Source organism: Staphylococcus sp. AtHG25 (assembly GCF_003217445.1).
In the GTDB taxonomy this organism is placed as follows: Bacteria; Bacillota; Bacilli; order Staphylococcales; family Staphylococcaceae; genus Staphylococcus; species Staphylococcus haemolyticus.
Map to the genome: position 1 here is coordinate 18,161 of NZ_QJSN01000005.1, position 23,909 is coordinate 42,069.

Here is a 23,909-nt window from a genome sequence, read left to right on the forward strand (position 1 = left end):
TCAAGTATCAATGATTTCTTTCATAGCTTTTTTTAATAACCCAATAATGCTATTGTATTAATTTTAATAAAGTGATATTAAAAAAGTTATCAGCTAGAATATGATAATTTTAAGATAAAATTATACTTTATGTTACAAAAACTCATATATTTTATCATATTAATTTGAAAATCTGAACTTTTTCATGACAAAATTAGTTTTATATGCTTAAATAACGTTGTAAATACAATTGAATCATTTGCCAATTACACTATTAAGTAAGCGATTACATTTCGTCTCGCTTTTTTTATTATTCATAATTTGAAATACTTATTAAACAACTAAGATATTATAATGTTATAATTTTCTATACATATAGGTAAAATATGATTATTTAAAATATTAAATCATTTTTTTAAGGCGCAAATATACAATTAATAATATTAAAGGGGAGACAATGGATTGGAAGTTAAAGTTATAAATGAGCAATCGCTATTGCTTTATTTCAAAGAAGAAATAAGTGAAGTTAATTATCAAGAGGTTGATTTAACTACACAACATATTCTGTCCAAAAATATTCCAGATATTAAAGATGTTATCCCATCATATCGAGCTATTATGATTAATTTCAATAATGATTCAATCGATTACAAACAATTGATTGAAAAATTAGAATTAGATAAGCTCAAAGTTTCGAAAGAGGATACATACTCTAAAAAAAATGTTATACATATTCCTGTATTATATAACTTAGAAATGGGACCTGATTTAGAAGAGGTAGCTAGTTATAACAACTTATCTATAGAAGAAGTTGTTCAAATCCATACAACTAATGAATACCTTGTATATATGCTAGGTTTTATGCCTGGTTTCCCATTCTTGGGTGGTTTAGACGAACATATTCATACTCCTAGAAGATCTGAACCAAGAGTTAAAATTAATGCTGGTTCAATTGGGATAGCTAACAATCAAACAGGTTTATATCCTTCTGATTCACCTGGAGGATGGCAAATTATTGGAAGAACACCTTTAAAAGTCTTTGATCAATATTCTGAACCTATGACATTGTATGAAGCTGGTGATTATATTAAATTCTACTCGATAGATGAGAAGACGTATAATCAAATTGAAAGTGAAATCAATGACGGAAGATTTAATAAAGAAAAGTGGGTGACTCGTAGTGGGCATTAAGATTTTGAAACCAGGTCTTTTCACTACCGTTCAAGATAAAGGCCGTTTTGGATATCAACATTTAGGTTTCTCCGGGTCTGGTGCAATGGATCAATTTAGTTATAACTTAGGACGTAAACTAATCGGAAATAGCGGTCCTAGCCTAGAATTTACTATCATTGGACCAACATTGACTTTTACTCAAGCTAACACCTTTGTAATAACAGGTGGTCAATTTAATGCAAAATTAAATGATATTAATATTTCCAATAATAATGTCTTATTAGCAAATAAAGGCGATGTACTTGAATTTGGGCCAGCAATAAAGGGTGCACGTGGTTATATTTTCTTTGGTCATCACCTTGATATTGAGATGGTTGCTGGTAGCTACTCTACACATACAAGAAGTAAATTAGGTGGTTTTGATGGTAGAGCTTTGAAAAAAGACGATTATATTAAAGTTGTGCAAAATAGCAACTTTAAGGTTAATCTTGGAAAATCAAGCGACTATGATGCAATAGAACAAGACAATATTATTCATATTATAGAAGGTCCTCAAGTAAATGCTTTCTCACGTGAAAAAAGAAAGACCTTAGTTGAATCGGAATATAAAATATCTGACCAATCAGATCGAATGGGATATAGACTTATCGGTGACAACATTCCACCAGATAATGGAGCTGATATCATATCAGAACCTGTAGGTTTGGGTAGTATCCAAGTTCCAAATGATGGCAATCCGATAATACTTTTGAATGATAAACAAACAGTTGGTGGTTATACAAAAATTGCTACAGTGAGTCAATTAGATCTTAAAAAACTAGCTCAATTTAAGCCAGGTGATGTGATACAGTTTAAATGGATATCTGTGGATGAAGCGAATGCTATGTTAAAAAACTTTAATCAACATTTTGAAGAAAAGTTAGAATCAGTGACAAAGGCTCCAATATTTAATATGCATTCAATGCGAGCAACATCAAAAAAATTAGCAAAATTAATTGAAGAGGAGAAATAATAGATGAATATAAAAAAAATAGAAGAAGTTATTAACTTAGTTAAATCAAATGGCGTTAAACGTTTTAAATTTAAGGATAATAAAAGCGAATTAGAATTAGATTTCACTGAGGGTTATCAATCATCTAATGTGTCTTCAAACCAAAACTTAGTAAGTACAAACACTGTAAATGATGAAAATCCACAACAAGTTCAAACGAGTGCAAGTGAAGAAACTTCTAAAGAAATTTCTTCACCAATGGTGGGTACTTTCTTCTTACAAGATAGTAAAGAGTTAACTGATCCACAAATTAAAGTTGGAGATAAAATTAAAGTTGGTGACATTATTGGTTATGTAGAAGCGATGAAAGTTATGAATGAAATAACTAGCGATGTAGATGGAGAAGTTGCTGAAATAGTAGCAGATCATGGTACAAATGTTGAATATGATCAAGTACTAGTAAAAGTTAAATAAGGGGGACAGCTAAATGTATCGTTGTTTAGTAGCAAATAGAGGAGAAATTGCGGTCCGTATAATTAGAGCTTGTCGTGAAATGGGAATCGAGACCGTTGCGATATATGCTAAAGGAGATGAGCAAAGTTTACATGTTAGTTTAGCTGATCAATCAGTTTGTATTGGTGAAGCAAATCCTTTAGATAGTTATTTAAATATTGAGCGAATTATTGGAGCAGCAGAAATTACAGGTGCTAATGCAATCCATCCAGGATATGGTTTTTTATCTGAAAGTACAACTTTTGCTGAAAAAGTAGAAGAAAATAATATTCAATTCATTGGTCCAAGTAAGAAAACAATGGAACTAATGGGTGATAAAATAACTGCTCGACAAACTGTAGATGATGCAGATGTTCCTGTAATTCCAGGATCTAAAGATGCAGTTAATTCAGTTGATGAAATAAAGGAACTAGCTGAAGAAATTGGCTATCCTGTTGTTTTAAAAGCAGCAAGTGGTGGTGGCGGAAAAGGCATCCGTATAGTAAAAGAGCCAGAACAACTTGAAAAATCCCTTAAAGAAGCGAAAAGCGAAGGACAAAAATACTTTAACGATGACAGAGTTTATGTTGAAGCATTTATACCTGTGGCGAAACACGTGGAAGTACAAATTATTGGTGATGGTAAAGGTAATTATGTACATTTAGGCGAAAGAGATTGCTCGGTTCAACGTAAAAACCAAAAATTAATAGAAGAATCTCCTTGTGCCGCTTTAACTGAAGAGAGACGCCAACAGATATGCGCAGATGCAGTTGCAGTCGCAAAAGCATCACATTATCGAAGTGCAGGTACAATTGAATTTTTAGTAACTAAGGATGCACACTACTTTATTGAAATGAACGCACGTATTCAAGTAGAACATACTGTTACAGAGATGCGCGCTGATAGAGATTTATTACAAGCTCAATTATACTTAATGCAACATGATAAATTACCATTTTCTCAAGATGATATTGTGTTTAATGGACATGTAATTGAAGCACGTATCAATGCTGAAAATCCAGAAAAGAAATTTCAACCTACGCCTGGTAAAGTTAAAAAGTTACATTTACCTCAAGGTTTCAACATCCGTGTCGATTCTCTGTTGTATCCAGGGTATCAAGTATCACCTTATTATGATTCGCTAGTTGCTAAAGTTATATTAAAAGATACTGATCGAAAAACAGCTATAAACAAATTAAAAGTAGCACTTGATGAAATGGTTATAGAAGGATTTACAACAACTGCAGACTTTTTATATGCAGTTTTAAGTTACCCACTTTATGCAAATGATGATGCAAGTGAAGTAGATATTAAATTCCTTGAAAAACATCAAATAATCGAAGGAGTGGAGTTATAATGCGCATAGACTTAAATTGTGACTTAGGTGAAGCGTTTGGAAATTACTCATTCGGTGGAGATAATCATATCATTCCATTAATTACATCAGCTAATATTGCTTGTGGCTTCCATGCTGGCGATGAAAATGTCATGTATGACACAATTAAACTTGCCAAAGACAATGCTGTAGGTATTGGGGCTCATCCTGGATTACCAGATTTAAAAGGATTTGGTCGTCGCAACATGGATATTACACCAAAAGAAATCTATAATTTAGTTGTTTATCAACTTGGTGCGTTAGATGGATTTTGTAAGGTACATCAAACACGTATTAATCATGTTAAACCTCACGGTGCACTTTACAATATGGGTGCTAAAGACAAAAACATTGCACATGCAATTGCTCAAGCTGTATATGATTTTGATTCTTCACTAATCTTAGTAGGGTTATCAAATACATTATTAATTACTGAAGCTGAATCATTAGGATTACGTACTGCATCTGAAGTGTTTGCTGACAGACGATATGAAGACAATGGTCAACTCGTTAGTCGTAAAGAGGCAGATGCAGTAATCACTAATACTGAAGAAGCCTTGGATCAAGTTTTAAAAATGGTAATTGAAAACAAAGTTGTTAGTAAAAACGGAAAAGAAATTGATTTAAAAGCTGATACGATTTGTGTGCATGGCGATGGGGCTCATGCACTAGAATTTGTATCGCAAATTAGAGAAAAATTAACGAAAGAAGGCATTGATATTCAATCCTTATAAGGGGGAGCTATTATGGGAGAAAACTTAAACCAAAATCCAAATCAAGAAATTAAACCAAATGAAAAGGAATTTAAATTCACAAAAAATCACAGACGATTACTGTACGGTTCTGTATTCTTAATGGCAACTTCAGCCATTGGACCAGCTTTTCTAACTCAAACCGCTGTATTCACTGCAGAATTTTACGCTAGCTTCGCATTCGCAATATTAATTTCCATTATAATTGATATTGGAGCACAAATTAACATTTGGCGTGTGCTTGTAGTAACTGGACTTCGTGGACAAGAAGTATCTAATAAAGTTATGCCAGGTCTTGGTACTTTAATTTCCATACTAATTGCATTTGGAGGACTGGCATTTAATATTGGTAATATTGCCGGTGCTGGCCTAGGGTTAAATGCTATGTTTGGATTAGATATTAAATGGGGTGCTGCAATTACAGCTATCTTCTCAATATTAATCTTTGTAAGTAAAAGTGGACAAAAAATCATGGATTTTGTATCGATGATTTTAGGTGTTGTTATGATACTAGTAGTTGCATATGTTATGGTTGTTTCAAATCCACCATATGGAGATGCTTTAGTTCACACATTTGCTCCTGAACATCCGGTTAAATTAATTTTACCAATTATTACACTAGTCGGAGGAACAGTGGGTGGATATATTACATTTGCTGGTGCACACAGACTTTTAGATTCTGGAATGAAAGGGAAAGAATTCTTACCATTTGTAAACCGTTCTGCTATTGCTGGTATATTAACAACCGGTATTATGAGAACATTATTATTCCTTGCAGTATTAGGAGTTGTGGTTACTGGAGTAACATTAAGCACTGATAACCCACCTGCATCTGTATTTGAACATGCAATAGGACCTATTGGTAAAAATATTTTCGGTGTAGTTATTTTTGCTGCTGCTATGTCATCTGTTATAGGATCAGCATATACAAGTGCTACATTCTTGAAAACATTACATAAATCATTATTGACTAAAAATAATCTTATTGTAATTATCTTTATTGTTGTTTCGACTTTAATTTTCTTATTTATTGGTAAACCTATTAGTTTACTTATTATTGCTGGTGCAATAAATGGTTGGATTTTACCTATTACACTTGGGGCTATTTTAATTGCAAGTCGTAAAAAATCTATAGTCGGAGACTACAAACACCCTACATGGATGCTTATTTTCGGTATAGTAGCAGTGATTGTAACAATTGTAACTGGTATTTTCTCACTACAAGATTTAGCTACGCTTTGGAAAGGCTAAATTTTCAATAATGAGCACACCGTAAAGTGCTTATATAATTCTTTAAGGCTGTTTCTATTAAATTTTAATAGAAACGGTCTTTTTTTTACAAGTTTAAATTAATTTAGTGCATTAACTTCATGACCTCAAAAGCTTTTATATTAGATGAATTTATTTTTTTAATTAAAGAGTAAATAACATTGTCGTGATGAATAAAAATATATGATAAAATAGCAATTGCTAAGATAAAGACTGAGGTGTTAATATGATTGGAATTATAGGAGCTATGGAAGAAGAAGTAGCTATACTAAAAGACAAATTAACAGATATGAATGAAATTTCTGTTGCACATGTAAAGTTTTATAGAGGGAAATTAAATTCAACAGAAGTAGTGTTAACTCAAAGTGGTATTGGCAAAGTAAATGCTGCTATTTCAACTACGTTATTAATTGAAAAATTCAATCCAAAACTCATCATCAACACTGGATCTGCCGGTGCGTTAGATGAGAGTTTATCTGTTGGAGATATGTTAATTAGTAATGATGTTGTTTATCATGATGTTGATGCAACAGCATTTGGCTATAAACTGGGTCAAATACCTCAAATGCCATTAGAATTTAAGTCAGATCAAGAACTACTTAAATCGATAGAAACAGTAATTAATAAAAAAAATTATAATGCTAAAATTGGCCAAATTGTTAGCGGTGATAGTTTTATTGGTAGTGTAGAGCAGCGATTAACAATTAAACGACAGTTTCCTGAGGCTATGGCTGTTGAAATGGAGGCAACTGCAATTGCACAAACTTGCTATCAATTTCATGTTCCTTTTATAGTTACACGTGCAGTCTCAGATTTAGCTAATGGTAAAGCAGACATATCTTTTAAAGAGTTTCTTGGCGAAGCCGCAAAATCTTCAAGTTCAATTGTTGAAGCATTAATTAAAGTTTTATAAATAATAATAAAGGTGATAAATAAATGGGATTAATAAAAAAATTTTTTATGCCAAATGACTACGTTAAGTCTGTATTTCAAATAGACATTGAAAAGTTAGCTGAGGCTGGTTTTAAAGGTATTATCACAGATTTAGATAATACCTTAGTGGGTTGGGATGTTAAATCTCCAACTATAGAGATACAGCAATGGTTTAAAAGAGCAAATGAGTTAGGTATCACAATTACAATTGTATCTAACAACAATGAAGATAGAGTATCTAGTTTTTCTAAAGATCTAGATGTGGATTTTATTTTCAAAGCAAGAAAACCTATGGGCAAAGCATTTAAAAAAGCTATTAAACATATGAATATTAATCCAGAAGAAACGATTGTCATTGGAGACCAAATGTTAACTGATGTATTTGGAGGCAATCGAAATGGTTTATATACAATTATGGTAGTTCCTGTTAAACGTACAGATGGTTTTATTACAAAGTTCAACCGTATTATTGAACGTCGCTTATTAAATTACTTTAAAAATAAAGGCTATATCACATGGGAGGAAAATTGATTGGATGACACATTAAAATGTATTGGCTGTGGTGCGCCACTTCAGTCCGAAGATAAAAGTGCACCTGGTTATGTTCCTGAACATAACCTTTTTAGAGAGGATGTTATTTGCCAACGTTGTTTTAGACTAAAAAATTACAATGAAATTCAAGATGTTGGAATGGATAGTGAAGATTTTTTAAATTTATTAAATGAACTATCTGACCGAAATGGCATTATTGTTAATGTAGTTGACATATTTGACTTTGAAGGATCATTTATTAATGCTTTAAAACGAATAGTTGGTAACAAGAAGATTATTTTAGCAGCTAATAAACTAGATCTTCTGCCAAAACAGATTAATAAACGACGAGTAAAAGAATGGCTTAAGAAAACTGCTAGAAAATATGGCTTAGATGCTGACGATGTTATATTAATATCTGCTCAAAAAGGTTGGGGTATCGATGGTCTACTAGCATCAATTGACCAAAATCGAAATAAACAGGATGTTTATATAGTAGGCACAACAAACGTAGGTAAATCTACACTTATAAATAAATTGATTGAACAAAGTGTAGGAGAGAAAAATGTAGTTACTACATCAAGATTTCCTGGTACTACATTAGACTTAATTGACATACCTTTAGATGAAAAAACGTTTATGTATGATACTCCTGGTATTATTCAATCTCATCAAATGACACACTATGTTTCTGAAAAAGAGCTAAAAACAATCGTACCTAAAAATGAAATTAAGCAAAGAGTTTTCCAACTGAATGAAGGGCAAACGTTATTCTTTGGTGGGTTATCTAGAATTGATTATGTCTCAGGTGGAAAAAGACCGCTAGTTTGTTATTTTTCAAATGATTTAAATATTCACCGTACCAAAACAGAAAAAGCTAATGATTTATGGCGAAATCAAATTGGAAATGTTTTAACACCACCAAATAACCCAGATCAATTTGATATGAGTAATACTAAAGCAGTTAGACTAGAGACTGGAAAAGAGAAAAAAGACATAATGATTTCCGGTCTAGGGTTTATAACAATTGAATCAGGTGCAAAAGTTATTGTGCGTGTACCAAAAAATGTTGATGTAATCTTAAGAAATTCAATAATGTAAGGTGGATTATTTATGAATTATGCAGTGATAGGCGATCCAATTTCCCACTCTTTATCTCCAATAATGCATAATGCAAACTTTAAATCATTAGATATGCAAGATTCGTACGAAGCTTTGCATGTACGTAAAGAAGACTTCCATAATATACGTAATATTATAGAAGATAAGCGTATTGTTGGATTTAATGTGACAATTCCTCATAAAGAGAGTATTATTCAGTATCTTGATGAAATTGATGATCAATCAAAAGCAGTAGGAGCTGTTAATACTGTAAAAATTGTTGATAATAAATGGATTGGTTATAACACAGATGGAATTGGCTATGTTTCAGGTCTCAAACAAATATATCCTGATTTAGCTAATGCTTATATTCTTATTCTAGGTGCTGGTGGCGCAAGTAAAGGAATTGCTAATGAACTTAATAAGATTGTTCAACCTAAATTAACAATCGCAAACAGAACGATGAGTAGATTTGAATCATGGGATATGAATATTAATGCTATTTCATTAAACCAAGCTGAACAATATTTAGATGAATTTGATATTATCATCAACACAACATCAGCAGGACTAGATAATAACGATGACACTGTTATAAAATTAGACAATCTATCATCAAGCACACTAGTCAGTGATATTATTTATATTCCATATAAAACTAAGTTATTAAAGGAAGCTGAACTTAAAGGTAACCTGATTCATAATGGTTTAGATATGTTTATAAATCAGGGCGCTGAAAGTTTTAAAATATGGACGGGAAAACAACCAAACTTAAAAGAAATGAAAAATACAGTATTAAATAAATTACAAGGAGTTTAATATGTTAACAGGAAAACAAAAAAGATATTTAAGAAGTTTAGCTCACAATTTAGATCCTATTTTTCAAATTGGTAAATCAGGTATTAATGAAAATATGATTGCTCAAATCGATGATACACTTGAAAATAGAGAATTAATTAAAATACACGTATTACAAAATAACTTTGATGATATAAATGAACTAGCAGTAACGTTAAGCAATGCAACTAAAAGTGAAATTGTACAGGTGATTGGTTCTATGATCGTAATATATAGAGAATCAGTTGATAATAAAGAAATTACATTACCATAAGTTATGAATAAGAAAACAATAGTTCTCTATGGTGGTCAATTCAATCCAATACACACTGCACACATGTTAGTTGCTAATGAAGTTTATCATCACCTTCAACCAGATAAATTTTATTTCCTACCAAGTTTTATGGCACCTTTAAAAACTCACGATGAATATTTAGATGCTAAATATCGTATCAAAATGATAAATTTAGCAATTAATGAATTAGGTTTTGGTGAAATTTGTGATATCGAACTTAACAGGAGAGGCCAAAGCTATACTTATGATACGATAAAAGATTTCGCAAAAAATGAAAAAAATGCTAAGATTTATTTCATTATCGGAACTGATCAGTATAAGCAACTAGATAAATGGTATGAAATTGATAAATTAAAAAAACTAATAACGTTTGTAGTTGTTAACAGAGATGTTAACTATCAAGAAATAGAAGATTCAATGATAGCAATTCAAATACCGAGAATGGATATTAGCTCTTCATTAATTCGAAATCGTGTAAAAAATAAACAACCAATAAATATCTTGGTTCCTCCTAGTATTCACGACTATATAAGAGAGGAAGGATTTTATGAAAATTGATAAAGCTATTGAACTTATTAAAGATAAACTAACTGAAAAACGATTCAAACATTCGTTAAGAGTAGCTGAAACTGCTGTAAAATTAGCAGAAATTTATGATGGTGATAAAGATAAAGCTAATTTAGCTGGTGTATTACATGATTATTGCAAATATGATGATTTAAGTACTATGTATCAAATTGTTAGACAGCATGATTTAGATAGTGAATTATTAAGTTATGGTGGAGAAATCTTACACGGACCTGTCTGCGCCGCTATAATGCGCTCAGAATTTGGAGTCGAAGATGAAGAAGTCTTACTAGCAATTAAGAACCATACAACTGGACGTAAAGAAATGACTAAAACTGAAAAACTTGTATTCATTGCTGATTATATTGAACCAGGGAGAAAAACCCCAGGAGTTGAAGAAATAAGAGATATGGCATACAATCAAGGTAGCTTAGATAAAACGATTTATGAAATTTCTAAGCGAACGGTACTTTTCTTAATCAGTAAGGATATTACAGTTTATGGCACAACGATTTCATGTTTAAACTATTATAATTATAGTGATCAAAGAATAAAGGATGATTAAATGAATTCAGAAGAATTATTAAATATTGCTGTCGATGCGACAGAAAACAAAAAAGCAGAAGATATTGTTTCTCTAAATATGAAAGGCATCAGTGATATGACTGATTATTTTGTGATTTGTCACGGCAATAATGAACGTCAAGTTCAATCAATTGCTAGAGCAGTTAAAGAAGCTGCACATGAACAAGCTATTGATGTTAAACGTATGGAAGGGTATCAAAGTGCCAGATGGGTTTTAATTGATTTGGCAGATGTAGTTATTCATGTCTTCCATAAAGACGAACGCAATTATTATAATATTGAGAAGCTCTATCAAGATGCACCAATAGAATCATATGGTCAGGTTGCTTATTAAATGACCCAATATGTTGAAATGAGTCAAGTATATGATCAACTTACACAAGACCAACCTTATGATAAATGGTTTGAAATAGTACAACATTATTCTCAAAATTTTAATCATAAGCCTAATATTCTTGATCTTGGTTGTGGGACAGGCAGTTTAACTGCTCAACTTAGTACTATTGGTTCGGTAACAGGAATGGATTTAAGTTCTGATATGCTAGCCATTGCTGCAAACAAATCTAATCAAATATTATGGTTAGAGGGAAATATGACCGATTTTTCATTTAATAATAAATTTGATGTAATAACAATATTTTGTGATTCACTGAATTATTTACCTGATATAGAAGATGTAAATAAAACATTTATAAATGTTTTCAATCATTTATCAGAAAATGGCGTTTTTATATTTGATGTTCACACTATTTATAAGATGAGTACGTTGTTTCATAATCAATGTTATATTGATGAAAATGAGTCAACCTTTTTAGCATGGGAAGCCATTGAAGGTAATGAACCTTTTAGCGTTTATCACGAAATGAGTTTCTTTATAGAAGACAATAACGGTACTTATCAACGATTTAATGAATCTCACTATCAAAGAACCTTTGAAAAAGAAACTTATATAAACATGTTAAATCAAATAGGTTTTAAAAACATCGAAACATTTATTGACTTTAACCGAAATAATCACGATGATCATGGTGAACGCCTGTTCTTCGTAGCTTTTAAATAAATAAAGTAAACTCATCTCCTCAAACGTTTATACATATAAGGAGATGAGTTTTTTGTTTAAAGATAAAAAAGAGTTATTATATGTTATTAAGCAATGGAAATTCCAATTGAGTATCACTATATTAGTGATTATATCTATAGCTTTATTTCTATTTTATTCGAAATCAGATGAGGACACAAATGATACTAAACCTATTGTTACATCTCATGTAAACTCTAATCAAAAAGGAAAAAATCATGATGTGTTGAAAAATGATGATAAAACTAATAATAAGATAAAATCTAATACAATTCAAAATGGAGACGAAATAGTTTTTGTAGATATTAAAGGTGCAGTAGAACACCCAAATGTTTATAAAATGAAAAGTTCAGATCGAATAAAAGATGTGTTAGATAAAGCTAAATTGCTTACTGACGCGGATTTGAGTCAGGTCAATTTATCTGAAAAGTTAACAGATCAAAAAATGATATATATTCCCTCTGCTAATGAAAATAAAAATCGCATAACCCAAAATGACGATAATAATAAAAGTGGCCATAGTAAGTCTTTAAATTCATCATCTACTAATAAGATGAATATAAATACTGCAAGCGAAACAGAATTATTAAAAATCCCGGGTGTTGGTCCTACTAAAGTCAGAGAAATTATTGATTACAGACAAAAAAATAATACGTTTCATTCAATTGAAGATTTGAAAAATATTAAAGGTATTGGTGATAAAACTTATGAAAGAATTAAGGAATATGTAACAACTTAATATTGATTATTGGCTTCTATTTAAGGATACTTTATAATATTTATAATAATTACGTATTGGAGTGAAGAAAATGGAAAGATTGAAATGGGATGAATACTTTATGGCGCAAAGTCATCTATTAGCTTTGCGCTCAACTTGTCAAAGATTGTCAGTAGGGGCAACAATCGTTAAAGACAATAGAATTATCGCTGGAGGTTATAATGGGTCAGTAGCTGGAGAAGTTCATTGTATTGATGAAGGATGTTTAATTGAAGATGGCCACTGTATTAGAACCATTCACGCCGAAATGAATGCTTTATTACAATGTGCTAAACAAGGTGTATCGACTGATGGAGCTACTATATACGTTACTCATTTCCCATGCCTTAATTGCACAAAATCTATAATTCAGGCTGGTATTAAACAAATATACTATGCTGAAGACTATCACAATCATAAATACGCACTAGAACTTTTAGATCAAGCGGGTATTGATTATAAAAAAATACCTTTTTCAGCACAAAATGTAGCTCGATATTTGACTAACTAAATATATGATATTTTATGCATTATCTTTTATATCAGGTATTTTATGGATACATATAAAATGGGTTGCCGTTCTTATTACTCTATTGTTAATTATTATCTCGCTACAAAAGAGATTAAAGTTACTACATATTTTCTTTTTGATTATTTGTTTATTTTCCGGCTTAACTTTTGAACACTTTCACAATGAATATAATTTAAATAAAGACGAATTTCTTAAATCAAATTCTAATATATCTACCGAAGTTCAATTTGGTTCCAAGATAGAGAAACAAGAGAGACAACTAAAAGGTATATTTGAACTTAGGCATCAACCTTTCGTGTATTACCTTTATTCTAATAATCTAAAAGAAAAGGATCTAGAAAATAAATCTTGTGTTATTAAAGGCAAGCTAATTAGTGGTTTAAATCATACTCCTTATGTCTCTATAAGTAATGTAGACTTAAATTCGTGTCATATTACTAAAAGTAAAAATATAATTGAAAAACAAAGAGACTTTATTATTAAAAAATTAAACAATTCAAGTTTATCTCATCCTGAATATGTTATCGCTTTAGTAACTGGAGATGTAAATGGAATCAATACTGATTTCATTGATAAAGTAAAAGATATCGGTATCTACCATTTATTAGCCGTTAGCGGATCACATATTGCAACAATTTCATTTCTCATTTATCAACCACTTGTAAGATTAAACATTCCTAAAGTAATTATTAATGGTTTAATCATCTTATTTTTATCAATATTTGCATATTATACTGGTTTTGCACCAAGTGCACTAAGAGCAATTTTAGCAACAACTACTGTCATACTTATTTCAAATAAAACAAAAATAGCTTCTATAGATATACTAGGTCTCATATTTTTAGTTATGACCTTTTTCAAGCCTGATTATCTATATGACATTGGTTTCCAATTTTCATTTATAATCTCATTTTTTATTATTATTTCATTTCCTCTTATTAAAAAATTAACTTTCATTAAAAATATTTTTGTACTTACATTTATCGCACAACTCTCTTCAACTATAATTTCAATCTATCATTTTAACCAAATTCAATGGATAGGATTACTATCCAATCTCATTTTTGTTCCATTTTATAGTTTTATCATTTTTCCATTAGCCATATTTTTATTCTTTGCTTATCATTTTGTAAGTGATACGGCATTGCCTAATTTAGTTTTTGACAAAATATACATAGTTCATAACAAACTTTTAGATTTATTTTTAACTTTTAAATATTATCAAATTTTTATAGCACCTAAATCGGCAGTAGAATTTTCTATTTTCGTATTATTGATAGTACTCATTTATATCTTTTTCTGTTATAAAAAAATGAAAATTCTGTTTTTATTCATTATCGTGTTTATAGTTTTATGTGTTTTTAACGTTCGACCAAATGTTAGCACGATAACCTTCTTTGATGTTGGTCAAGGAGACAGTCTAATCTTTCAAACAAGGAAACAAGAAACTGTCATGGTTGATACCGGTGGTAAAGAGGTTAAAATAGGTAATATTGATAATCATAATATTGCTAAGTATCATATTATACCAACATTAAAGCAAAAAAGAATTACAAAAATTGATCATCTAATTATTACTCATCCGCATGCCGATCACATTGGTGAATTACCATATATCGCCCAACACATCAGAATCAAAAAGTTATATATAAACTTATATAGCTATTCTGAAATAGAATTAATAAAAATAAAACGTTTATGTAAGATCAATAATATTGAATTAATAGATGCTACAACGATACAATTTATTCAACTAAATAATTCTAAAATTTCATTTTTACATGGAGATATTCCCAACAGTAATGATAAAAATGAACATAGCATCATTTTACTTATTGAATATCAAAGATATAAGATGCTTTTACTAGGTGATGTAACAAAAAATAATGAATCAAAATTAATGAAAATATATCAATTACCAAAAATTGATATATTGAAAGTTGGTCATCATGGAAGTAAGACTAGTAGTTCTGAATCATTTATTAACTTAATAAAGCCAACAATAAGTATCATTTCAAATGGTAAAAACAATAAATATCACTTACCTAATCGAGAAACGTTACAAACGCTAAGATCTACAAATAGTTCAATTTTAAACACACAAGATGTTGGAGAAATAACGATAGACTTAGACCATGATTTAGATATAAAATTCAAAAATTAGCTATTTATTTAGTGAGGCTTTAAACAGACGTGGTATAATTATAAATGTTTGATATTTGAAAGGAAGTTCACAATTATGGCAAATAACATTATGGCAATATATGGTGAAGTGCCTGAATTAGTTGAAAAGAAAAGCAATGAACTGACACATTCATTCTTAAATGAAGATAAAGATGATTTTAACTATATTAAATATAATCTTTATGAAACTGATATGTCTACAGTTATTGAAGAAGCTTTAACTATGCCTTTTATATCTGAAAAGAAAGTCATTGTTGTTAAAAATTCATTCATGTTTACTGGTGAAAAAGTTAACAAAGATATTACACCAAATAATGAACAAGTTATTGAATTCTTAGAAAAATACGATGGTGAAAACTTAGTCATTTTTGAAATATATAGCAATAAATTAGATGAGAGAAAGAAATTAACTAAAACATTAAAGAAAACTAGTAAACTTTCAAAAGTAGAACAAATGTCAGAACAAGAAATTAAATCATGGATACAAAATCAGTTACACGAGAATTACAAAGATATAAAACAAGATGCATTAAATCTGTTTATAGAATTAACTGGTGTTAACTTTAATATCGTTTCTCAAGAATTAGACAAAATTTCATTATTCCTAGGTGATAGAACCACTATTACTAAAAATGATGTTAGTTTAATAATAAATAGAAGTTTAGAGCAAAATGTTTTTCTTTTAACAGAATTCATTCAGAAGAACCAGAAAGATAAGGCTATACAATTAGTAAGAGATTTAATAATTATGAAAGAAGATCCTATAAAATTATTGGCGCTTATTACAAGTAATTATAGATTATATTATCAATGTAAAATTCTTGCTCAAAAGGGCTATAGTGGCCAGCAAATTGCTAAGACCATAAATGTTCACCCATATAGAGTTAAACTAGCATTAAATCAAGTACGTTATTACGAGTTAGGTCAACTACTAAATATTATTAATAACTGTGCCGAAACAGATTATAAACTAAAATCTTCATATATGGACAAACATTTAATTCTTGAATTATTTATTTTATCACTTTAAATATTAATCAGATTCAAATATTTAAATTAAATCAGTGATAAACATATAATTAATATTATATGGGAATTTATCTAGCAATTAAAAAAGCACGGAACATAGTTCCGCGCTTTTTAACAAATTATTTACTTGAAGACATTAATTGTGATTTAATGCGATCAGCTTTATTTGAATGAATTAAGTTACTTTGTGAAGCTTTATCAACTGATTTGATAGCGAAGTTAACTAATTCAGCTTTGTTATCAGCATTATTGTTGATTGCTGTTTTAGCATTTTTCACAGCAGTACGCATAGCGTTTTTTTGTGAAATATTACGAGCTTCAGCGTTTTCAGTTGTTCTAACACGTTTAATAGCAGATTTAATATTTGGCATTACTGTCACCTCCTAAAAGTGATCTTAAGCATATCAAATTTTATTTTGATTACAACAAGAAATATTTTATCAAAACATACATATTTGTGCAATCATTAATTAAGTATAGTGTAATTAAAATCTGAATTAAATCATAATTACTGTTGGAATGCACTCTTTAACACTTTATAATTAGTATGTAATCTAAATGAAAATGTAATGTAAGTAATGAATTATTAAGCTTATGCTTAATTTTTTAATAGCACAATTACGTTTGCAATTAAGCATTAAAAACGTTATTATATCAAAGATGTATACATATACGGGCTAATTTTATGAAAGCGAGAATGATAGGCTATGGATATGCAAGAACGCTATAACAGAAGAGAAAATATACGAAATTTTTCTATTATTGCTCATATTGATCATGGTAAATCAACATTAGCAGATAGAATTTTAGAAAATACTAAATCTGTAGAAACAAGGGAAATGCAAGATCAATTATTAGATTCAATGGATCTTGAAAGAGAACGAGGCATCACAATTAAATTAAATGCTGTGCGATTAAAATATGAAGCAAATGATGGTCAAACTTATACATTTCATTTAATTGATACACCAGGTCATGTAGACTTTTCATACGAGGTTTCACGATCTTTAGCAGCATGTGAGGGTGCAATATTAGTAGTGGATGCAGCACAAGGTATTGAAGCACAAACTTTAGCAAACGTATATTTAGCACTTGATAATGATCTAGAATTATTACCTGTAGTAAACAAAATTGATTTACCTGCAGCTGAACCTGAAAGAGTAAAACAAGAATTAGAAGATGTAATTGGTCTAGATCAAGACGATGTAGTAATGGCAAGTGCAAAGTCAAATATTGGTATTGAAGATATTTTAGAGAAAATTGTAGAAGTTGTCCCACCACCTGAAGGTGACCCTAGTGAACCATTGAAAGCATTAATTTTTGATTCAGAATACGACCCTTATAGAGGTGTTATTTCATCAATACGTGTGATGGAAGGCGTCGTTAAAGCTGGTGACAAAATTAAAATGATGGCTACAGGTAAAGAATTTGAAGTTAGTGAAGTAGGCATTAATACTCCTAAACAACTACCTATCGAAGAACTAACTGTAGGTGATGTAGGGTATATTATTGCAAGCATCAAAAATGTTGATGACTCACGTGTGGGTGATACTATTACTCATGCTAATAGACCAGCTGAAGCACCATTAAAAGGTTATAAAAAAATGAACCCAATGGTATATTGTGGTTTGTTCCCAATTGAAAATAAAGACTATAATGATTTAAGAGAAGCGCTTGAAAAATTACAATTAAATGACGCTTCATTAGAATTTGAACCAGAATCTTCTCAGGCTCTTGGTTTTGGTTTTAGAACAGGTTTCTTAGGAATGCTTCACATGGAAATCATTCAAGAAAGAATCGAAAGAGAATTTGGTATTGAATTGATTGCTACCGCGCCATCTGTAATTTATCAATGTATTATGAAAGATGGATCAGAGGTTACAGTAGATAATCCGGCTCAAATGCCAGAAAGAGATAAGATTGACTCAATTTATGAACCATATGTGAAAGCTACAATGATGGTTCCAAACGATTACGTTGGAGCAGTTATGGAGTTATGCCAACGTAAACGTGGACAATTTATTAATATGGATTATTTAGATGATATTAGAGTTAATATCGTATACGAGATACCACTTTCTGAAGTTGTTTTTGATTTCTTTGATCAACTTAAATCCAACACTAAAGGTTACGCTTCTTTTGATTATGAATTTATTAAAAATAAAGAAAGTAACTTAGTGAAAATGGACATCCTACTTAATGGAGATAAAGTTGATGCTTTAAGCTTTATTGTCCATAAAGACTTTGCATACGAACGTGGTAAAGCATTAGTTGAAAAATTAAAAACGCTTATACCACGTCAACAATTTGAAGTACCTGTACAAGCAGCTATTGGTCAAAAAATTGTTGCAAGAACAAACATAAAATCAACGGGTAAAAATGTATTATCTAAATGTTATGGTGGGGATATTAGCCGTAAACGTAAGTTACTTGAAAAGCAAAAAGCAGGTAAGGCTAAAATGAAAGCCGTAGGTAGTGTTGAAATTCCTCAAGACGCTTTCCTAGCTGTACTAAAAATGGATGATGAATAGAACATAAAAGAGATCGAGACGAATATATATTGGTAGATATCATAACAATAATGAATATTATTGATAAAGAAGCTACTAACTTATATTACTAAGTCTCAATCTCTTTTTTAAGTTATTAAAAAGGGGTGTAACATTGGAAGTTAAAAGTGCGTACATACACATACCTTTTTGTGTGAGAATTTGTACTTATTGTGATTTCAATAAATATTATATTGATAAACAGCCAGTAGATGAATACATTGATGCCTTAATAAAAGAAATGTCATTTAGTAAAACAAAAAAACTAGAGACCATGTACGTTGGAGGAGGCACGCCAACTGCACTAAGTGAAATGCAATTAGAACGTTTATTACAAGCGATAAATTCAAAATTCTCGATAAATGGCGAATTTAGTTTTGAAGCAAATCCAGATGAACTTACTTTAAATAAAGTTAAGTTACTTAAACAGTATGGTGTTAATCGAATTTCAATGGGTGTGCAAACGTTTAAACCTGAGTTATTAAAATTATTAGGACGAACACATAATACTCAAGATATCTATAATGCAGTAAATAATGCTAGGAAAGCTGGTATTAATTCGATAAGTCTTGACTTAATGTACCATTTACCTGAACAAACGATAGATGATTTTGCAGATAGTTTAAACCAAGCAGTTAATATGGATATTGACCATATTTCAAGTTACGGTTTAATACTTGAACCAAAGACACAGTTTTATAATATGTATCGTAAAGGGAAATTGAAATTACCGAATGAAGACTTAGGCGCTGAAATGTACCAATACCTAATGAAAACATTAAATCAAACCGACTTTAAACAATATGAAATTTCCAACTTTGCTAAAACTAATCATGAATCCGATCATAATAAAGTTTATTGGTTTAACGAGGAATATTACGGATTTGGAGCAGGTGCAAGTGGATATGTTGAAGGTAAACGCTATACAAATTTAAATCCAGTTCGCCACTATATTGATGCTATTAATAATGGAAACCGACCTGTTTTAACCTCTAGTTGTCCAACCTTGAACGAAAAGATGGAAGAAGAAATGTTTTTAGGCTTGAGAATGAATAAAGGAGTCAATCGTGAACGTTTCGAGGTAAAATTTGGTCAATCATTAGATGACATATTTGGAGAAACAATATTTCATTTAAAATCAAAACAACTTTTGGTTGAAACGGACGGAAACATCTCACTTACTGAAAGAGGAAAGGTTATAGGTAACGAAGTGTTTGAAGCTTTCTTATTAAATTAATAAAAAATCCAAAAAGTAAAGCTTTAACGTTGACTTACTTTGACCAATTTGATAAATTATAATTAGCACTTAGGACAAAAGAGTGCTAATGAGGTGAAAACATGATTACACAAAGACAATTAAGCATTTTAAATGCAATTGTTGAAGATTATGTTGATTTAGGACAACCTATAGGTTCTAAAGCTTTGATTGATAGACATCATTTAGATGTCAGTCCTGCAACAATAAGGAATGAGATGAAGCAACTTGAAGATTTGAACTTTTTAGAGAAGACGCATTCTTCTTCAGGGCGTTCACCTTCCGAAGAAGGGTTTAGACTTTATGTCGATCAATTGTTAAAACAAACCTCTCGTCAAAATAAAAATAAAATACAACGTTTAAATCAACTATTGATTGAGAATCACTATGATATTTCTTCAGCATTAAGCTACTTTGCAAATGAGTTGTCAATGAAATCTCATTATGCAACTTTAGTTGTACGTCCAAAGCATAGTGAAGAAATGATTAATAATGTTCATTTGATTAAAGCAAATGATTCGATCATGATTTTAGTAATTATTTATAATTCTGGTCATGTTGAACATTTTCACTTGAATTCTTCACTTGGGTTATCACCCGATAGATTAATCGCTATTTCTAATTTTATTAGTAACAATAATTTAGAAATGCGCACCAAACTATCGAATAAAATTAATTCTTTTGCTAGCTCAAATGAAGAGAATCAATTTATTAATGACATTGTTAAGATGATAAATTCTCATATTAGCAAACAAAGTAATAGCATTTTCTTAGGTGGAAAGGTTAAACTAATTGATGCGTTAAATGAATCAAATGTTTCATCAATTCAACCAATTTTACAATATCTAGAATCTGAGAGAATCACTGAATTGCTCCAGACAATTACATCAAATGATATTAACGTTAAGATAGGAAAAGAAATTGATGAAAGTCTTAGTGATATATCCATTGTAACGAGTCAATATCACTTCGACAATTCATTAAAAGGTCAAATTGCGGTTATTGGACCTACAGCGATGCGTTATCAAAATGTGATTCAATTACTTAACCAAATATGGTGATTTTAATTGTAATTATATTGGAGGGTAAAAAATGACAGAAAAAGATGAATCAGTAAAAAGTAATTCTGAATATACTGAAGAACAAGAAGTTAAGAATGAAGAAACTTCAACAGTTGATAGTTTTGAAGGTAGTACTTCTGATAGTGATAATTCATCTAACGACAGTTCGAATGAAGTAAGTTCTGAAGAAACTGCAGTTGATCCTAAAGATGAAGAAATTCAGCAATTACAATTAAAAGCTAATGAAAATGAAGAGAAATATTTAAGATTATACGCTGAATTCGAAAATTATAAAAGACGAATTCAGAAAGAAAATGAAACTAATAAAACTTATCAATCTCAGCGTGTTCTAACTGACATTTTACCAACGATAGATAATATTGAACGCGCACTTCAAATTGAAGGTGATGATGAATCGTTTAAATCACTTCAAAAAGGTGTTCAAATGGTACACGAAAGTTTACTTAGAGCATTAAAAGATAATGGTCTTGAAGAAATCGAATCTGAAGGTCAAGCTTTTGACCCTAACTTCCACCAGGCTGTCGTTCAAGATGATAATCCAGATTTCAAATCTGGTGATATTACTCAAGAACTACAAAAAGGTTATAAGTTAAAAGATAGAGTATTGAGACCATCTATGGTAAAAGTAAATCAATAAATTGACGAAAAATACCATATATTAAATATTAAAATTGGAGGAATTTTATTATGAGTAAAGTAATCGGTATTGACTTAGGAACAACAAATTCATGTGTAGCTGTTTTAGAAGGCGATGAACCTAAAGTAATTCAAAACCCAGAAGGTGCTAGAACAACTCCATCAGTTGTGGCATTCAAAAATGGTGAAACACAAGTCGGTGAAGTAGCAAAACGACAAGCTATCACTAACCCAAACACTATACAATCAATAAAACGTCATATGGGTACTGACTATAAAGTAGATATTGAAGGTAAATCTTATACACCTCAAGAAATTTCAGCTATGGTATTACAAAACCTTAAAAACACTGCTGAAAGTTATTTAGGTGACAAAGTAGATAAAGCTGTTATCACAGTTCCTGCATATTTCAATGATGCTGAACGTCAAGCTACAAAAGATGCTGGTAAAATTGCTGGTTTAGAAGTTGAACGTATTATCAACGAACCTACTGCAGCTGCATTAGCATACGGTTTAGATAAAACTGATCAAGATCAAAAAGTATTAGTATTCGACTTAGGTGGCGGTACTTTTGACGTATCAATTCTTGAATTAGGTGACGGTGTATTCGAAGTACTATCAACTGCAGGTGACAACAAACTTGGTGGTGATGACTTTGACCAAGTAATTATTGACTACTTAGTGTCAGAATTCAAAAAAGAAAATGGCGTAGATTTATCTCAAGATAAAATGGCGTTACAACGTTTAAAAGACGCTGCAGAAAAAGCTAAAAAAGACTTATCTGGCGTTTCACAAACTCAAATTTCATTACCATTTATTTCAGCTGGTGAAAGTGGTCCATTACACTTAGAAATTAGCCTTACTCGTTCTAAATTTGAAGAATTAGCTGATTCATTAATTAGAAGAACTATGGAACCAACTCGTCAAGCATTAAAAGACGCTGGTTTATCAACTTCTGAAATTGACGAAGTTATTCTTGTAGGTGGTTCAACACGTATCCCAGCAGTTCAAGAAGCTGTTAAAAAAGAAATTGGTAAAGATCCTCATAAAGGTGTAAACCCAGACGAAGTAGTAGCAATGGGTGCTGCAATTCAAGGTGGCGTTATCACTGGTGATGTTAAAGATGTTGTATTATTAGACGTAACACCATTATCATTAGGTATTGAAATTATGGGTGGACGTATGAATACGTTGATCGAACGTAATACTACAATCCCAACTTCAAAATCTCAAGTTTATTCAACTGCAGCTGACAACCAACCAGCAGTGGATATTCATGTATTGCAAGGTGAACGTCCAATGGCATCTGATAACAAAACTTTAGGAAGATTCCAATTAACTGACATTCCACCGGCTCCACGTGGTGTACCACAAATCGAAGTAACATTTGATATTGATAAAAATGGTATCGTTAATGTAACTGCTAAAGACTTAGGTACTAATAAAGAACAAAATATTACTATTCAATCAAGCTCTGCTCTTTCTGATGAAGAAATCGACCGCATGGTTAAAGATGCTGAAGAAAACGCAGAAGCAGATAAAAAACGTCGTGAAGAAGTAGATTTAAGAAATGAAGCAGATAGCTTAGTATTCCAAGTAGAAAAAACAATTACTGACCTTGGCGACAATATAAGTGATGACGATAAATCTAATGCGGAAAGTAAAAAAGATGCTTTAAAATCTGCTCTTGAAGGGCAAGATATCGAAGATATTAAAGCTAAAAAAGAAGAACTTGAAAAAGTAATTCAAGATTTATCTGCAAAAGTATATCAACAAGCTCAACAAGCTCAGCAACAAGCCCAAGAAGGTACTCAACAAACTCAAAACGATAGCAATGTTGAAGATGCTGAATTTAAAGAAGTTAATGATGAAGATAAAAAATAATTGCTAACCGTTTGTAAAGTATGCTTTAATTAGCAAACTATTA

24 protein-coding genes and 2 pseudogenes are annotated in these 23,909 nt (G+C 30.6%); 25 read left to right on the plus strand and 1 reads right to left on the minus strand.

What is annotated here, in order from left to right:
- Positions 1–441 precede the first annotated feature (441 nt).
- The 20 genes and pseudogenes from pxpB (at position 442) to holA (ending at position 16,461) form a co-directional block, all read left to right on the plus strand.
- Positions 442–1,170 (plus strand): 5-oxoprolinase subunit PxpB, encoded by a 729-nt coding sequence (pxpB, locus tag BDW31_RS05365; protein WP_053024531.1) that lies wholly within the window; start codon positions 442–444, stop codon positions 1,168–1,170.
- A complete protein-coding gene (locus BDW31_RS05370) occupies positions 1,160–2,164 on the plus strand; it encodes a 5-oxoprolinase subunit C family protein (protein WP_037550713.1) in 1,005 nt (334 codons plus the stop codon). Before pxpB ends, BDW31_RS05370 begins: the two co-directional genes overlap by 11 nt.
- 3 nt (positions 2,165–2,167) lie before the next feature.
- Positions 2,168–2,278, plus strand: a pseudogene (locus tag BDW31_RS12935) (acetyl-CoA carboxylase biotin carboxyl carrier protein subunit); the annotation flags it as partial.
- Positions 2,279–2,386: 108 nt separating this feature from the next.
- Positions 2,387–2,617, plus strand: a pseudogene (locus tag BDW31_RS12940) (acetyl-CoA carboxylase biotin carboxyl carrier protein); the annotation flags it as partial.
- Positions 2,618–2,630: 13 nt separating this feature from the next.
- On the plus strand, positions 2,631–3,992 hold the full coding sequence (locus BDW31_RS05380) for an acetyl-CoA carboxylase biotin carboxylase subunit (protein ID WP_110709303.1): 1,362 nt from the start codon (positions 2,631–2,633) through the stop codon (positions 3,990–3,992).
- Complete coding sequence (gene pxpA, locus BDW31_RS05385; RefSeq protein ID WP_053024530.1) at positions 3,992–4,744, plus strand: 5-oxoprolinase subunit PxpA; 753 nt, start codon at positions 3,992–3,994, stop codon at positions 4,742–4,744. Before BDW31_RS05380 ends, pxpA begins: the two co-directional genes overlap by 1 nt.
- 12 nt (positions 4,745–4,756) lie before the next feature.
- Entirely contained in the window at positions 4,757–6,013 is a 1,257-nt protein-coding gene (locus BDW31_RS05390; protein WP_037550704.1) for an NRAMP family divalent metal transporter, read from the plus strand.
- Positions 6,014–6,257: 244 nt separating this feature from the next.
- Positions 6,258–6,944, plus strand: coding sequence for a 5'-methylthioadenosine/adenosylhomocysteine nucleosidase (locus BDW31_RS05395; protein WP_053024529.1), 687 nt, complete (start codon positions 6,258–6,260; stop codon positions 6,942–6,944).
- A 23-nt stretch (positions 6,945–6,967) separates the two neighbouring features.
- On the plus strand, positions 6,968–7,495 hold the full coding sequence (locus BDW31_RS05400) for a YqeG family HAD IIIA-type phosphatase (protein ID WP_037550701.1): 528 nt from the start codon (positions 6,968–6,970) through the stop codon (positions 7,493–7,495).
- Positions 7,496–8,596 (plus strand): ribosome biogenesis GTPase YqeH, encoded by a 1,101-nt coding sequence (yqeH, locus tag BDW31_RS05405; RefSeq protein ID WP_053024528.1) that lies wholly within the window; start codon positions 7,496–7,498, stop codon positions 8,594–8,596.
- A 12-nt stretch (positions 8,597–8,608) separates the two neighbouring features.
- Positions 8,609–9,415 (plus strand): shikimate dehydrogenase, encoded by an 807-nt coding sequence (aroE, locus tag BDW31_RS05410; RefSeq protein ID WP_053024527.1) that lies wholly within the window; start codon positions 8,609–8,611, stop codon positions 9,413–9,415.
- A gap of 1 nt (position 9,416) precedes the next feature.
- Positions 9,417–9,707 (plus strand): ribosome assembly RNA-binding protein YhbY, encoded by a 291-nt coding sequence (yhbY, locus tag BDW31_RS05415; protein ID WP_053024526.1) that lies wholly within the window; start codon positions 9,417–9,419, stop codon positions 9,705–9,707.
- Positions 9,708–9,710: 3 nt separating this feature from the next.
- A complete protein-coding gene (gene nadD / locus BDW31_RS05420) occupies positions 9,711–10,286 on the plus strand; it encodes a nicotinate (nicotinamide) nucleotide adenylyltransferase (RefSeq protein WP_037550695.1) in 576 nt (191 codons plus the stop codon).
- The gene (gene yqeK, locus BDW31_RS05425; RefSeq protein WP_053024525.1) at positions 10,276–10,860 is read left to right on the plus strand and encodes a bis(5'-nucleosyl)-tetraphosphatase (symmetrical) YqeK; all 585 of its coding nucleotides are present in this window, start codon (positions 10,276–10,278) and stop codon (positions 10,858–10,860) included. The genes nadD and yqeK overlap by 11 nt, the downstream gene beginning before the upstream one ends.
- Complete coding sequence (rsfS, locus tag BDW31_RS05430) at positions 10,861–11,214, plus strand: ribosome silencing factor (RefSeq protein WP_037550694.1); 354 nt, start codon at positions 10,861–10,863, stop codon at positions 11,212–11,214.
- Positions 11,215–11,940 (plus strand): class I SAM-dependent DNA methyltransferase, encoded by a 726-nt coding sequence (locus BDW31_RS05435; protein ID WP_053024524.1) that lies wholly within the window; start codon positions 11,215–11,217, stop codon positions 11,938–11,940.
- 43 nt (positions 11,941–11,983) lie between these two features.
- The gene (locus BDW31_RS05440) at positions 11,984–12,697 is read left to right on the plus strand and encodes a helix-hairpin-helix domain-containing protein (protein WP_242318919.1); all 714 of its coding nucleotides are present in this window, start codon (positions 11,984–11,986) and stop codon (positions 12,695–12,697) included.
- Between the two features lie 70 nt (positions 12,698–12,767).
- Positions 12,768–13,226: a ComE operon protein 2 gene (locus tag BDW31_RS05445; RefSeq protein ID WP_011275624.1), complete on the plus strand. Its 459-nt coding sequence runs from the start codon at positions 12,768–12,770 to the stop codon at positions 13,224–13,226.
- 316 nt (positions 13,227–13,542) lie between these two features.
- Positions 13,543–15,411 (plus strand): DNA internalization-related competence protein ComEC/Rec2, encoded by a 1,869-nt coding sequence (locus BDW31_RS05450; RefSeq protein ID WP_242305980.1) that lies wholly within the window; start codon positions 13,543–13,545, stop codon positions 15,409–15,411.
- 75 nt (positions 15,412–15,486) lie between these two features.
- Entirely contained in the window at positions 15,487–16,461 is a 975-nt protein-coding gene (gene holA, locus BDW31_RS05455) for a DNA polymerase III subunit delta (RefSeq protein ID WP_037550686.1), read from the plus strand.
- 118 nt (positions 16,462–16,579) lie between these two features.
- Here holA and rpsT read toward each other — a convergent pair whose 3' ends face one another.
- On the minus strand, positions 16,580–16,831 hold the full coding sequence (rpsT, locus tag BDW31_RS05460; RefSeq protein WP_011275628.1) for a 30S ribosomal protein S20: 252 nt from the start codon (positions 16,829–16,831) through the stop codon (positions 16,580–16,582).
- 336 nt (positions 16,832–17,167) lie between these two features.
- On the opposite strand from rpsT, the gene lepA reads away from it, so the two are divergent.
- The 5 genes from lepA (at position 17,168) to dnaK (ending at position 23,866) form a co-directional block, all read left to right on the plus strand.
- Positions 17,168–18,991: a translation elongation factor 4 gene (gene lepA / locus BDW31_RS05465; protein WP_053024521.1), complete on the plus strand. Its 1,824-nt coding sequence runs from the start codon at positions 17,168–17,170 to the stop codon at positions 18,989–18,991.
- Between the two features lie 133 nt (positions 18,992–19,124).
- Positions 19,125–20,246: a radical SAM family heme chaperone HemW gene (hemW, locus tag BDW31_RS05470; protein WP_110709305.1), complete on the plus strand. Its 1,122-nt coding sequence runs from the start codon at positions 19,125–19,127 to the stop codon at positions 20,244–20,246.
- Positions 20,247–20,347: 101 nt separating this feature from the next.
- Positions 20,348–21,325 carry a heat-inducible transcriptional repressor HrcA gene (hrcA, locus tag BDW31_RS05475; protein WP_053024519.1) on the plus strand — a complete coding sequence of 326 codons (978 nt, stop codon included), beginning with the start codon at positions 20,348–20,350 and terminating at the stop codon, positions 21,323–21,325.
- Positions 21,326–21,356: 31 nt separating this feature from the next.
- Positions 21,357–21,983: a nucleotide exchange factor GrpE gene (gene grpE, locus BDW31_RS05480; RefSeq protein WP_037550678.1), complete on the plus strand. Its 627-nt coding sequence runs from the start codon at positions 21,357–21,359 to the stop codon at positions 21,981–21,983.
- A gap of 50 nt (positions 21,984–22,033) precedes the next feature.
- The gene (gene dnaK, locus BDW31_RS05485) at positions 22,034–23,866 is read left to right on the plus strand and encodes a molecular chaperone DnaK (RefSeq protein ID WP_053024518.1); all 1,833 of its coding nucleotides are present in this window, start codon (positions 22,034–22,036) and stop codon (positions 23,864–23,866) included.
- The last annotated feature ends 43 nt before the right edge of the window (positions 23,867–23,909 follow it).

Coding starts and splice junctions, on each gene's coding strand:
- BDW31_RS05380 (WP_110709303.1), top strand. CDS start 2,631: ATGTATCGTTGTTTAGTAGCAAATAGAGGAGAAATTGCGGTCCGTATA.
- pxpA (WP_053024530.1), top strand. CDS start 3,992: ATGCGCATAGACTTAAATTGTGACTTAGGTGAAGCGTTTGGAAATTAC.
- BDW31_RS05390 (WP_037550704.1), top strand. CDS start 4,757: ATGGGAGAAAACTTAAACCAAAATCCAAATCAAGAAATTAAACCAAAT.
- BDW31_RS05395 (WP_053024529.1), top strand. CDS start 6,258: ATGATTGGAATTATAGGAGCTATGGAAGAAGAAGTAGCTATACTAAAA.
- BDW31_RS05400 (WP_037550701.1), top strand. CDS start 6,968: ATGGGATTAATAAAAAAATTTTTTATGCCAAATGACTACGTTAAGTCT.
- aroE (WP_053024527.1), top strand. CDS start 8,609: ATGAATTATGCAGTGATAGGCGATCCAATTTCCCACTCTTTATCTCCA.
- yhbY (WP_053024526.1), top strand. CDS start 9,417: ATGTTAACAGGAAAACAAAAAAGATATTTAAGAAGTTTAGCTCACAAT.
- nadD (WP_037550695.1), top strand. CDS start 9,711: ATGAATAAGAAAACAATAGTTCTCTATGGTGGTCAATTCAATCCAATA.
- yqeK (WP_053024525.1), top strand. CDS start 10,276: ATGAAAATTGATAAAGCTATTGAACTTATTAAAGATAAACTAACTGAA.
- rsfS (WP_037550694.1), top strand. CDS start 10,861: ATGAATTCAGAAGAATTATTAAATATTGCTGTCGATGCGACAGAAAAC.
- BDW31_RS05435 (WP_053024524.1), top strand. CDS start 11,215: ATGACCCAATATGTTGAAATGAGTCAAGTATATGATCAACTTACACAA.
- BDW31_RS05440 (WP_242318919.1), top strand. CDS start 11,984: ATGAGTTTTTTGTTTAAAGATAAAAAAGAGTTATTATATGTTATTAAG.
- BDW31_RS05445 (WP_011275624.1), top strand. CDS start 12,768: ATGGAAAGATTGAAATGGGATGAATACTTTATGGCGCAAAGTCATCTA.
- holA (WP_037550686.1), top strand. CDS start 15,487: ATGGCAAATAACATTATGGCAATATATGGTGAAGTGCCTGAATTAGTT.
- rpsT (WP_011275628.1), bottom strand. CDS start 16,831: ATGCCAAATATTAAATCTGCTATTAAACGTGTTAGAACAACTGAAAAC.
- lepA (WP_053024521.1), top strand. CDS start 17,168: ATGGATATGCAAGAACGCTATAACAGAAGAGAAAATATACGAAATTTT.
- hrcA (WP_053024519.1), top strand. CDS start 20,348: ATGATTACACAAAGACAATTAAGCATTTTAAATGCAATTGTTGAAGAT.
- grpE (WP_037550678.1), top strand. CDS start 21,357: ATGACAGAAAAAGATGAATCAGTAAAAAGTAATTCTGAATATACTGAA.
- dnaK (WP_053024518.1), top strand. CDS start 22,034: ATGAGTAAAGTAATCGGTATTGACTTAGGAACAACAAATTCATGTGTA.